At 62.1% G+C, this 11,313-nt stretch carries 10 protein-coding genes and 1 riboswitch; of the genes, 7 read left to right on the forward strand and 3 right to left on the reverse strand.

Going from position 1 to position 11,313, the window contains the following annotated elements:
• Nucleotides 1-65 precede the first annotated feature (65 nt).
• Nucleotides 66-398, reverse strand: coding sequence for a DMT family transporter (locus BM300_RS14595; protein ID WP_046065574.1), 333 nt, complete (start codon nucleotides 396-398; stop codon nucleotides 66-68).
• 103 nt (nucleotides 399-501) lie between these two features.
• Between BM300_RS14595 and BM300_RS14600 the strand changes: the two genes are divergently transcribed.
• Together BM300_RS14600 and waaA are read left to right on the forward strand one after the other, a co-directional pair.
• Entirely contained in the window at nucleotides 502-1,392 is an 891-nt protein-coding gene (locus tag BM300_RS14600) for a LysR family transcriptional regulator (protein ID WP_092146663.1), read from the forward strand.
• A gap of 22 nt (nucleotides 1,393-1,414) precedes the next feature.
• Nucleotides 1,415-2,689: a lipid IV(A) 3-deoxy-D-manno-octulosonic acid transferase gene (gene waaA / locus BM300_RS14605; protein WP_092463212.1), complete on the forward strand. Its 1,275-nt coding sequence runs from the start codon at nucleotides 1,415-1,417 to the stop codon at nucleotides 2,687-2,689.
• A gap of 193 nt (nucleotides 2,690-2,882) precedes the next feature.
• On the opposite strand, the gene BM300_RS14610 is transcribed toward waaA, so the two are convergent.
• A complete protein-coding gene (locus tag BM300_RS14610; RefSeq protein WP_092463214.1) occupies nucleotides 2,883-4,322 on the reverse strand; it encodes a TolC family outer membrane protein in 1,440 nt (479 codons plus the stop codon).
• A gap of 154 nt (nucleotides 4,323-4,476) precedes the next feature.
• Nucleotides 4,477-4,582, forward strand: a riboswitch (TPP riboswitch).
• 175 nt (nucleotides 4,583-4,757) lie between these two features.
• Here BM300_RS14610 and thiC point away from each other — a divergent pair.
• Together thiC and cytX are read left to right on the forward strand one after the other, a co-directional pair.
• Nucleotides 4,758-6,647, forward strand: coding sequence for a phosphomethylpyrimidine synthase ThiC (gene thiC, locus BM300_RS14615; RefSeq protein WP_092222401.1), 1,890 nt, complete (start codon nucleotides 4,758-4,760; stop codon nucleotides 6,645-6,647).
• Between the two features lie 214 nt (nucleotides 6,648-6,861).
• Complete coding sequence (gene cytX / locus BM300_RS14620) at nucleotides 6,862-8,154, forward strand: putative hydroxymethylpyrimidine transporter CytX (protein ID WP_092463216.1); 1,293 nt, start codon at nucleotides 6,862-6,864, stop codon at nucleotides 8,152-8,154.
• On the opposite strand, the gene BM300_RS14625 is transcribed toward cytX, so the two are convergent.
• Entirely contained in the window at nucleotides 8,123-8,869 is a 747-nt protein-coding gene (locus BM300_RS14625; protein ID WP_072340089.1) for a DUF3298 domain-containing protein, read from the reverse strand. The two genes, cytX and BM300_RS14625, sit on opposite strands and share 32 nt — an antisense overlap.
• 214 nt (nucleotides 8,870-9,083) lie before the next feature.
• On the opposite strand from BM300_RS14625, the gene BM300_RS14630 reads away from it, so the two are divergent.
• The 3 genes from BM300_RS14630 to cpdA all read left to right on the forward strand — a co-directional run bounded on the left by BM300_RS14630 (nucleotide 9,084) and on the right by cpdA (nucleotide 11,083).
• Entirely contained in the window at nucleotides 9,084-9,701 is a 618-nt protein-coding gene (locus BM300_RS14630; RefSeq protein ID WP_092146653.1) for an NUDIX domain-containing protein, read from the forward strand.
• On the forward strand, nucleotides 9,692-10,144 hold the full coding sequence (locus BM300_RS14635) for a DUF1249 domain-containing protein (protein WP_003186471.1): 453 nt from the start codon (nucleotides 9,692-9,694) through the stop codon (nucleotides 10,142-10,144). The genes BM300_RS14630 and BM300_RS14635 overlap by 10 nt, the downstream gene beginning before the upstream one ends.
• A 123-nt stretch (nucleotides 10,145-10,267) precedes the next feature.
• Nucleotides 10,268-11,083 carry a 3',5'-cyclic-AMP phosphodiesterase gene (cpdA, locus tag BM300_RS14640; RefSeq protein WP_092146649.1) on the forward strand — a complete coding sequence of 272 codons (816 nt, stop codon included), beginning with the start codon at nucleotides 10,268-10,270 and terminating at the stop codon, nucleotides 11,081-11,083.
• The last annotated feature ends 230 nt before the right edge of the window (nucleotides 11,084-11,313 follow it).

Here is an 11,313-nt window from a genome sequence, read left to right on the forward strand (position 1 = left end):
CGCACCCAAGCGGGAGCAAGCTCCCTCGCCACAGAGGTATTCCAGCTCAAATGATCAGTGTGTTTTCAGTGCCCGGCCGTCTTGGAAAACAGCTGGATCACCACCACCCCCAGCACGATCAACGCCATCCCCAGCATCGCCGGCACGTCCAGTTTCTGCCCATAGATGAACAACGCCGCGACACTGACCATGACGATCCCCAGCCCGGCCCAGACCGCATAGGCCACGCCCACCGGTACGGTGCGCACCACCAGCGTCAGCATCCAGAACGCGGTGGCGTAGCCGACGATGACCAGTAGCAAAGGCAGGGGTGTGCTCAGGCCCTTGATCGCTTTCATCGAAACGGTGGCGATCACTTCGGCGCAGATGGCGATGGCCAGGTAGTAGTAGGCGTTCATAGGCGGTTCCTCTTCGACGGTTGCGTCTTTCGATGGGGCCATTCTAGAGATAGGTCAGATGCGGTAAAGTCATTACCTATCTGTAATCAAGATAGGTTGAGCCATGAACGTTCAGTGGAACCTGGAGCAATTGCGGCTGTTCGTCGGGGTCGCCGAGAAGCGTTCGTTTTCCGCCGTGGCCCGGGATCAGCGCAAAGCCCAATCGGCCATCAGCAGTGCGATTGCGTTGCTGGAGACGGATTTGGGCGTGAACCTGTTCGAGCGCAGCAGCGGCCGTCAGCCCAGGCTCACCGACGCTGGCGCAGCCTTGCTCGAAGAGGCCAGGGAAGTGCTGCGTCAGTGCGAGCGTCTCAATGGCCGGGCCCTGGCCCTGATGCGCGGGCAGGAAGCGTCGCTGCGTCTGGCCCAGGACGAAGCCATGCCCTATCAACCGGTCATCGACAGCCTGGCGGCCCTGGCCGAGCAATTTCCTACCCTCGAAGTGCAATTGGCCAGCGCCGCCCAGGGCGACGTGGCGCGCAAACTGGTGGAGCGGCGCGCCGACCTCGGCTTGCTGTTCTATCACGACCAGATCCCCGAGGCACTGGAGCGCCGGGTGCTGGGCAGCGTCGAGATGGTGACGGTGTGCGGCAGGGGCCACCCACTGGCGAACCATGATTATGTGACCTGTCGGGAAATGGCTCGCCACCGCCAGTTGTTGATGGCCACCCAGTCCAGCGTCTATCCCGGCAGTGAACAGGCCAGCCCGCAGGTCTGGCGAGCCGACAGTTTCTATGTGTTGGCCGAATGGCTGAGGAGTGGCCTGGGCTGGGCCTGGTTGCCTCGGCATGTGGTGCAATACCCGGCCTACCTGGGCGACATGGTCGAGCTCAGCAGCGAATGGACCCCGCCGGCCCTGGTGGTGGAACTGGTCTGGCGCCGCGATGAACCCCTGGGCCCGGCCGCGCGTTGGCTGGCGGAACGTTTTGCCGTGCAGTTGCAGGCGATCGGCTGAAAAACCGATAAACTCCGCCGCCATGAACAGAACTCTCTATAGCGCATTGTTTTACCTGGGGCTGCCACTGGTAGCGATTCGGCTGTGGTTGCGGGCCCGCAAGGCGCCGGCTTATGCCCGGCGCATTGGCGAGCGATTCTCCTGGGGACTGCCGGTCATGCTGCCGGGGGGGATCTGGGTCCACGCGGTGTCGGTGGGCGAGAGCATTGCCGCCGCGCCCATGATCCGCGCCTTGCTGCAACGTTATCCACAGCTGCCGATCACCGTCACCTGCATGACGCCCACCGGTTCGGAGCGGATCCGGGCGTTGTTCGCCAACGAGCCGCGCATCCAGCATTGCTATTTGCCTTACGACTTGCCCTGCGCCGCCAAGCGTTTTCTCGACCGGGTCCGGCCGTCCCTGGCGGTGATCATGGAAACCGAGCTGTGGCCCAATCATATTCACCAATGCGCCAGACGCGGCATTCCCGTGGCCCTGGCCAATGCGCGGTTGTCGGAGCGTTCGGCGCGGGGTTATGCACGCTTTCCCAAGCTTACCCGGCCGATGCTCGCCGAGATGAGCCTGTTCGCCGTCCAGACCGACGCCGAAGCCGAGCGTTTCCGTCAGTTGGGCGCCCGGGTAGAAACCGTCGAGGTCACCGGCTCGATCAAGTTCGACCTGACCATCGACCCGCAACTGCTCGAAGACGCCAGCGCCTTGCGCCGCCAGTGGCAAGCCACGGAGCGTCCGGTGTGGATCGCCGCCAGTACCCATGAAGGCGAGGACGAAGTGGTGCTGGCTGCCCACCGTCGGTTGCTCGACAGCTATCCCAATGCGTTGCTGATCCTGGTGCCACGTCATCCCGAGCGATTTGATGCCGTGCACCAGCTGTGCGAAAGCGAAGGCTTCGCCACGGTCCGGCGTTCCAGTGCGCAACCCGTCACTGCCCAGGCCTCGGTGCTGCTGGGCGACACCATGGGTGAGCTGCTGTTTCTCTACGCATTGGCCGATAGTGCGTTTGTCGGTGGCAGCCTGGTGCCCAACGGCGGGCACAATCTGCTCGAACCGGCGGCGCTGGCAAAACCGGTACTCAGCGGGCCGCACCTGTTCAACTTCCTCGAAATCGCCGCGCAACTGCGCGCCGCCGGTGCGCTGGCGGAAGTGGAAGATGCCGAAAGCCTGGCCCTGGCGGTGCAGCGCCTGTTCGAACTGCCCCGCGATGCCCAGCGCATGGCCGAGGCGGGGTTGAAGGTGATGCGCAGCAACCAGGGGGCGTTGCAGCGGTTGCTGGCGGGGTTGGGGCGGTTGCTCGACTGATCACGAGCAGCCCACCTTTTTTGAACTCGGAGCACGCTTTTGTGGCGAGGGGATTTATCCCCGTTGGGGTGCGAAGCACCCCATTCTCAAACGACTGACACACCGCGCTGTCAGGTTTTAGGGCTGCTGCGCAGCCCAGCGGGGATAAATCCCCTCACCACAAAAGCTTATTGCCACACACTATCTCTCTACGTTACTGCGCTGGCCGCGAGCGCAACTGCTGCGCCGCTGCCTGGGCCAGGTCCGGCGGCAGGAAGTCGCGGTCCGGGTTGTAGTCGGGCTTGAGATAGCGCGACAGGTCTTGCAGGTCCGCCGGGCTCAACGTCCCAGCCGCCTGCTTGAGGCGCAGGTTGTCGAGAATGTAGTCGTAGCGGGCGTTGTTGTAGTTGCGCACCGAGGTGTACAACTGACGCTGGGCGTCGAGCACGTCGACGATGTTGCGGGTGCCCACCTGGTAGCCGATTTCCGTGGCTTCCACCGCGCTCTGGTTGGAGATGATCGACTGGCGCCGGGCCTGGACCTGCTCCACGTCGGTGTTCACTGCACGGTGCAGGTTACGGGTGTTTTCCACCACCTGCCGGCGCAGGGCTTCGCGTTGCTGCTCGGTCTGGGTGAGTTGCGAGTAGGACTCGCGCACCTGGGAGCTGGTCAGCCCGCCGCTGTAGAGCGGGATACTCAGCTGCAAACCGATGGTGCGTTGCTCGGCATCGCCGCCGTAGCGCTGTCCGGTCGGGTTCGGGTTGGTGAAACCGAGGCCGTCGTTGTCACCTTTTCTGTACTGGGCTATCGCATCGAGGGTCGGCGCATGACCGGCCTTGCGCTGGCGCAGCGTATCCTCGGCGGCGGTCACGGCGTAGTTGCTGGCCAGTAAATTCAGGTTCTGCTTGGCTGCCGTATCTACCCAGGCCTTGGCATCGTTTGGTGCCGGCGGCAGGATTGGCAAGGTGTGGACGATACCTTGGAGCGAGTTGTACTGGCGGTTGGTCAACGTGATCAAGGCTTCAAAGGCGTCGTCGACCTGGCGCTGGGCGAGGATCCGATTGGCGCGGGCGGTGTCGTAGCTGGCCTGGGATTGCAGCACGTCGGTCTTGTCCGACAGGCCCACGTCGAAGCGCTCGTTGGACTGGTCGAGTTGACGCTTGAACGCCGCTTCCTCGGCTTTGGTCGAGGCCAGGTTGTCCTGGCTGCGCAGCACGTTGAAATAGCTCTCGGCGCTCTGCAGGATCATGTTCTGTTCAGTGGCCGACAGTTGCAGCGACGCTTGCTCGTCAACTGACTTGGCAGCCTGTAACTGGAACCAGCGATCGGCACGGAAAATCGGCTGGGACAGCGTGGCCTGGTAAACCGTGGAACTGCGGGTGGCGGTCATCGCCGGCTGGTCGAGCTCGGTACGGGTGTTGTTCAGGTCGGCACCGGCCGAAAGGTTCGGCAGCAACCCGGAACGCGCCTGGGGCACCACTTCCTTCTGGGCGCCGTACTGGGCGCGAGCCGCGGCCAGGTCGGCGTTGTTATCCACCGCTTCCTGATACACGCTCACCAGATCGGTTCTGGTGGTCAAGGGTGCTTCGGCAGCCCAGGCCATTCCATTGGACGCACAAGACACGGCAAGGGCCAGTGAGAGTTTGCGCAGCATGAGGCGTTCCCTACTTCTCAGATGATTGCGCACAAGAGGCGCGGCGTAGCGAGTGTAGTTGCGCCTGCGCGCCGCAACAATCCTGTATATGCGCCATTCATCACGCCTTTTGCCCTGGCGATGGCGTTCTCTCGTGGTTGTGTCTAGACTGGCCGGGTTCTTGTCGGGGTGCCTTGCTATGAGGCTGAGATCGAATAATTTCGGATCCCGTTGAACCTGATCAGGTTAGCGCCTGCGTAGGGAACAAGATTTCTCGTCACCCGGCGAGTCCTCTTGTGCTTCGTCCGGGATGTTGTTCGACCATCGACTTTCGATTTTCGAACATGCTCGAGCAGCAAGCACAGCGTCCGCACTTTCGTGCAGGGACGCGTCCATTCGTTACAGGTTCGCTCCGACAAAAATCCACTGCCTGGATGTGTGTCTGGAGAGCCCGTGATGACGACAAAATCAAAAAACGCGACCAACCTCAGCGATTCGGCCAAGGTCGATGAGCAATCGGTTCAGCCCTTTACCCGCTCGCAAAAAATCTATGTCCAGGGCAGCCGCCCGGATATCCGCGTGCCCATGCGCGAAATCAGCCTTGACGTGACCCCCACCGACTTCGGCGGCGAAATCAACGCGCCGGTCGTGGTGTACGACACCTCGGGTCCCTACACCGACCCGAACGTGATCATCGACGTGCGCAAAGGCCTGGCCGACGTGCGCTCTTCGTGGATCGAAGCCCGTGGCGACACCGAGCGTCTTGCCGGCCTGAGCTCCAACTTCGGCCAGGAACGCCTGGCCGACCCCGAGCTGACCAAGCTGCGCTTCGCCCACGTGAACAACCCACGTCGTGCCAAGCCCGGTGCCAACGTCAGCCAGATGCACTACGCGCGCAAAGGCATCATCACCGCCGAGATGGAATACGTCGCCATCCGCGAAAACATGAAGCTGGAAGTCGCCCGCGCCGCCGGCCTACTGGACCAGCAACACGCCGGCCACAGCTTCGGTGCCAGCGTGCCGAAAGTCATCACCCCGGAATTCGTCCGCGATGAAATCGCCCGTGGCCGCGCGATCATCCCGGCCAACATCAACCACACCGAACTGGAACCGATGATCATCGGCCGTAACTTCCTGGTGAAGATCAACGGCAACATCGGCAACAGCGCGCTGGGTTCGTCCATCGAAGAAGAAGTGGCGAAGCTGACCTGGGGCATCCGCTGGGGTTCGGACACGGTCATGGACCTGTCCACCGGCAAGCACATCCATGAAACCCGCGAGTGGATCATCCGCAACTCGCCCGTGCCGATCGGTACCGTGCCGATCTACCAGGCCCTGGAAAAAGTCGGCGGCGTGGCCGAAGACCTGACCTGGGAGCTGTTCCGCGACACGCTGATCGAACAGGCCGAGCAGGGCGTCGACTACTTCACCATCCACGCCGGCGTGTTGCTGCGCTATGTGCCGATGACCGCCAAGCGCGTCACCGGTATCGTCAGCCGTGGTGGTTCGATCATGGCCAAGTGGTGCCTGGCGCACCACAAAGAGAACTTCCTCTACACCCACTTCGAAGACATCTGCGAAATCATGAAGGCCTACGACGTCAGCTTCTCGCTGGGCGATGGCCTGCGTCCGGGCTCGATTGCCGACGCCAACGACGAAGCGCAGTTCGGTGAGCTGGAAACCCTCGGCGAGCTGACCAAGATCGCCTGGAAGCACGACGTGCAATGCATGATCGAAGGCCCCGGCCACGTGCCGATGCAGTTGATCAAAGAGAACATGGACAAGCAGCTCGAGTGCTGCGACGAGGCGCCGTTCTACACCCTCGGCCCACTGACCACCGACATCGCGCCGGGCTACGACCACATCACCTCCGGCATCGGTGCGGCGATGATCGGTTGGTTCGGTTGCGCCATGCTCTGCTACGTCACGCCGAAGGAACACCTGGGCCTGCCGAACAAGGATGACGTGAAGACCGGGATCATCACCTACAAGATCGCCGCCCACGCCGCCGACCTTGCCAAGGGTCACCCGGGCGCGCAGATCCGTGACAACGCCTTGAGCAAGGCGCGCTTCGAGTTCCGTTGGGAAGACCAGTTCAACCTCGGCCTGGACCCGGATACCGCCCGCTCGTACCACGACGAAACCCTGCCGAAGGACTCGGCCAAGGTGGCGCATTTCTGCTCGATGTGCGGGCCGAAATTCTGCTCGATGAAAATCACCCAGGAAGTGCGCGAGTACGCGGCCAACCAGCGCATTGAAGCGGTGGATGTCGATGTTGCCCAGGGCTTGGCGGAACAGGCCGAGCGGTTCAAGCAGGAAGGAAGTCAGCTTTACAAGAAAGTTTGATCCGGGCGGTGCTTGCAAAAGCACCGCTCACCCTGTGTGGCGAGGGAGCTTGCTCCCGCTCGGCTGCGAAGCAGCCGCAAAACCTGCACCGCGATTCTGACTGACAGGACGCGGCGTTTGGTATTGGGTCTGCTTCGCAGACCAGCGGGAGCAAGCTCCCTCGCCACAAGGGGTGATCTGCGACCCAAAACAATAATCTCCCTTGAGAATCTCTGTGAACATCCAACCCAGCACCTACTCCCCAGACACCGCGGTCCCCCTGGACAAACGTGTCTTCGGCGCCCGCGATCTGTTTTCCCTGTGGTTCTCCCTGGGCATCGGCCTGATGGTCTTGCAGGTCGGCGCCTTGCTCGCGCCGGGCCTGGGCTTGAGCGGCTCGTTGCTGGCGATTTTCCTCGGCACGTTGGTGGGCGTCCTGCTGCTGGCGGCCGTCGGCGTGATCGGTAGCGACACCGGCCTGTCGGCCATGGCGGCCCTCAAGCTCAGCCTCGGCGGCAAGGGCGCGAGCGTGCCGGCGGTGTTGAACCTGCTGCAGTTGATCGGCTGGGGCTCGTTCGAAATCATCGTCATGCGTGATGCCGCCAGCCTGCTCGGTGTCCGAGCCTTCAGCGAAGGCAGCCTGGGCTCCAACCCACTGCTGTGGACGCTGTTCTTCGGCGCCCTGGCGACCCTGCTTGCGGTCAGCGGGCCGCTGACGTTCGTGCGTAAAGTCCTGCGTAAGTGGGGCATTTGGCTGCTGTTGGCGGCGTGCATCTGGTTGACCTGGAACCTGTTCGCCAAGGCTGACCTGGCGGCGTTGTGGGCCCAGGCAGGCGATGGCTCGATGCCGTTGGCGGTGGGGTTTGATATCGCCATTGCGATGCCGTTGTCCTGGTTGCCGCTGATCGCCGACTACTCGCGCTTCGGCAAACGTGCCAGGAATGTCTTCGGCGGTACTGCCGTGGGATTCTTCATCGGTAACTTCTGGCTGATGAGCCTGGGCGTGGCCTACACCTTGGCGTTCGCGCCGAGCGGTGAAGTCAATGCGTTGCTATTGGCCTTGGCTGGCGCCGGGTTGGGCATTCCGTTGCTGCTGATTCTGCTGGATGAGTCGGAAAACGCCTTCGCCGACATCCACTCGGCGGCGGTCTCCTGTGGCATGTTGTCGGGGCTGAAGGTCGAGCACCTGGCCTTGGCGATTGGCGTGCTCTGTACCTTGATCGCCTGCTTCGCGCCGTTGGCGCAGTACCAGAACTTCCTGTTGCTGATCGGCTCGGTGTTCGCACCGCTGTTTGGCGTGGTGCTGGTGGATCACTTCATCCTGCGCAAGCGCAGCAGCCAAGTGGTATCAGCCGCATTGCGCTGGCCGGCCCTGTTGGCCTGGTTGGGTGGGGTGAGCACTTATCACTTGCTGGCCAACTTCCATCCAGACATCGGCGCAACCCTGCCGTCGCTGATTCTGGCAGGGTTGCTGCAACTGTTGCTGGGCCGGGCTTTCAGCTACGGCCGGGGAACAGCTCGGGCTTGAGGATGCCATTGAGGCGTGGGTAAGCGATCTTCAATTCGATGTGGCCCAGGGCGTACGGGGCGATGGTGCTCACTTCGTACTTGAGGATCACCCCGCCGTAGGTCAGCGCCACGTGTGGGGTTTTCTGGAAGGACCACTGTTTCAGGAACTCGGGTTCCTGATCCAGCTTGGTGCTGATCAGCCAACTGTTGTGGGCGACCTGGGCGGCTTTCCAGAAGGCTTCCTCCTGGCCCGGCAGCAGCATGTCCGACAGCGTCAGAACCTTGTGTTGCTGGCGCGAATAGTTGATGAAGCCGCGGCCCGGCGTGCCGTGGGCGCCGCCGGTGTCCAGGTAGCTGGACAGTTCGATGATCACCAGGCCGTCATGTTGCTCACGTACCTTGGCCTGCAAATAGCTGCTGTTGCGGGGCGCGGCGCTGCGCAGGAACTGCTCGCGATAGGCGGCAAGCGTCGGTGCAACCGGGGCGTCCGGGGTGGTGCGGGTCATTTGCAGCAGGCGTTTTTCGACGATGCCGTCCAGGGCCGGCTCGGTGGGAAAGTGCAGGGTATCGATGTTCACCAACGGGCAGTCGGCACTGGCGCATCCTTGTTGCAGTTGCTCCGACGCATCGCGGGTGGTTTCCAGCGGTGCGCGGTAATTGGGTTGGAACAGGCTTTGGCAAGCGCCCAGGGTCAGGGCAATGGCGGCCACGGAGGCAGTTTTGAAAAGCGACATGGGCGTCCTTCATGGAACAGGGAAAGGCGAAAAGTTACCCGCTTCGACTGCCAGCAGGACAATCAGTTCGCCACTAAGCTCATTAGAGTTCTTTCACCTTCTGCCGTCCATCCCGATGAGTGGAAAGGGGCTGCATCAAAGGGTACGGGCGCGTTAGGATGGCGCGAAGCCGAGGTTGGAACCTCGTATTGATCCATTGCACACGAGGATTGTCATGACCGATTTCGCCAACGCCGCACCGAGCACCGTGGACATTGTCAAGCGCGAGAGCTGCTTCCAGGGTTTCTACAAACTCGATCGTGTGCACTTGCGTCACGAATTGTTTGCCGGTGGCATGAGCCGCGAAATCAGCCGTGAATTGTTCGTGCGCCATGACGCGGTGTGCGTGTTGCCCTACGACCCGCAGCGCGATGAAGTGGTGTTGATCGAGCAGTTTCGCGTCGGCGCCATGGACAAGGTCGCCAACCCTTGGCTGGTGGAGTTGGTGGCCGGCCTGATCGACAAGGACGAACAACCGGAAGAAGTTGCTCATCGTGAAGCGCAGGAGGAAGCTGGGCTTGCCTTCGCTGCGCTTTGGCCGATGACCAAGTATTTTCCATCCCCGGGCGGCAGCGATGAATTCGTCCATTTGTACCTGGGGCGTTGCGACAGCACGGGGGCGGGCGGGCTGCATGGCCTGGAGGAAGAGGCGGAAGATATCCGCGTCAAGGTCTGGTCTTTCGAAGATGCCCTGCAAGCTGTGCGCGACGGACAAATCTGCAATGCACCGAGCATCATCGCCCTGCAATGGCTGGCCTTGAACCGCGAGGAAGTGAGGGGGTTATGGTCCTGAACAAGCTGCGCGATCGCTATCGCGTCGATCTGGTGGGGTTGCAGGCCGCCTGCGAGGCCAACTACGCCCGCCTGATGCGCTTGTTGCCGGACATGCGCAACGATCCGGCGCCGCGGCGTATCGCCGTGACCCACGGCGACCAGATGCTCGGCGTGCTGGCCCTCGAAGTGCTGCAGACCTGCCCGTACACCACGACCTTGCAGGTGCGCCAGGAGCACAGCCTGCCCTGGCTACCGGTGCCGCAGCTGGAAGTTCAGGTCTATCACGATGCGCGCATGGCCGAAGTCGTCAGTGCCGAACATGCGCGACGCTTTCGCGGCATCTATCCTTATCCCAATGCGTCAATGCACCAGCCGGACGAAAAGGCCCAGTTGAACCTGTTCCTGGGTGAATGGCTGAGTCATTGCCTGGCGCTGGGCCACGAGTTCGAAGTCGTTCGGTAGTTGTCGTTCAAATACTGGACACTGGTTGTGAACCGGTTCCGGTTCGCGGGTTTCCCCTTTCGATCTTCCCCAGCATAATTGCGGCGTCATCCAACGGCGTGAGTGCGCCTGGGAGAGAGCGATTTGCCGAACGTATCCATCCTGACCACCGCTGATGCGGCGTTGCTGGTCCAGCTGTCCGACAGTCACCTGTTTGCCGAGGCCGACGGTTCGTTGCTGGGCATGAATACCCGCGACAGCCTGCGGGCGGTCGTTGACCTGGTGCTCGAGCAGCAGCCGAAGATCGATTTGATGCTGGCCACGGGGGATTTGTCCCAGGACGGAACGCTGGAGTCCTATCAGGCGTTTCGGCAGATGAGCGGGCGAATCGATGCGCCGGCGCGCTGGATTCCGGGTAACCATGATGAGCCGCAGGTCATGCTTGAAGCGGCGGTCAAGAGCACGCTGCTCGAACCGGTGGTGGATATTGGCAACTGGCGCGTCACTCTGTTGGATTCCGCCGTGCCGGGTTCGGTGCCGGGGTTTTTGGCTGAGGAGCAGTTGATTCTGTTGGCCAATGCGTTGAGTGAGGCGCCGGAGCGGCATCATCTGGTGTGTCTGCATCATCATCCGGTGTCGATTGGGTGTGTGTGGATGGAGCCTATCGGGTTGCGTAATCCTGAGGCGTTGTTTGCGGTGTTGGATCGGTTTCCCCAGGTGCGCGCTGTTCTGTGGGGGCATGTGCATCAGGAGGTTGACCGGGTGCGCGAGGGGGTTCGTTTGTTGGCTTCGCCTTCGACTTGTATTCAGTTTGAGCCGGGGAGTGAGGATTTTGCGGTGGGCTCGCAGGCGCCGGGGTATCGGTGGTTGCGGCTTTGGCCGGATGGGCGGTTGGAGACGGGGGTTGAGCGGGTGGTTGGGTTTGCTTTTACCCCGGACTATGAGTCCGACGGTTACTGAGGTTTGATTGAGTACATATCCATTTCTGCGGTAACGGCCACTTAAGGTTCCGCCCTTACGGCGTCTCACTTTTGAGAAGCGCAAAAGTAAGCAAAACGCTTTTGCCCCACCACTTGGTGCCTCGCTAGGGCTCGGCATGCCCTCACTCCGGCATTGCTCCGTGGGCCCGCCGCGAAGGGCCATCCATGGCCCAGCGCGGCTATCCCGGCATCCATGCCGGGATGCCCACT

Source organism: Pseudomonas sp. NFACC46-3 (assembly GCF_900114515.1).
GTDB classification, from domain to species: Bacteria; Pseudomonadota; Gammaproteobacteria; order Pseudomonadales; family Pseudomonadaceae; genus Aquipseudomonas; species Aquipseudomonas fluorescens_Q.

Coding starts and splice junctions, on each gene's coding strand:
- BM300_RS14595 (WP_046065574.1), bottom strand. CDS start 398: ATGAACGCCTACTACTACCTGGCCATCGCCATCTGCGCCGAAGTGATC.
- BM300_RS14600 (WP_092146663.1), top strand. CDS start 502: ATGAACGTTCAGTGGAACCTGGAGCAATTGCGGCTGTTCGTCGGGGTC.
- waaA (WP_092463212.1), top strand. CDS start 1,415: ATGAACAGAACTCTCTATAGCGCATTGTTTTACCTGGGGCTGCCACTG.
- BM300_RS14610 (WP_092463214.1), bottom strand. CDS start 4,322: ATGCTGCGCAAACTCTCACTGGCCCTTGCCGTGTCTTGTGCGTCCAAT.
- thiC (WP_092222401.1), top strand. CDS start 4,758: ATGACGACAAAATCAAAAAACGCGACCAACCTCAGCGATTCGGCCAAG.
- BM300_RS14625 (WP_072340089.1), bottom strand. CDS start 8,869: ATGTCGCTTTTCAAAACTGCCTCCGTGGCCGCCATTGCCCTGACCCTG.
- BM300_RS14630 (WP_092146653.1), top strand. CDS start 9,084: ATGACCGATTTCGCCAACGCCGCACCGAGCACCGTGGACATTGTCAAG.
- BM300_RS14635 (WP_003186471.1), top strand. CDS start 9,692: ATGGTCCTGAACAAGCTGCGCGATCGCTATCGCGTCGATCTGGTGGGG.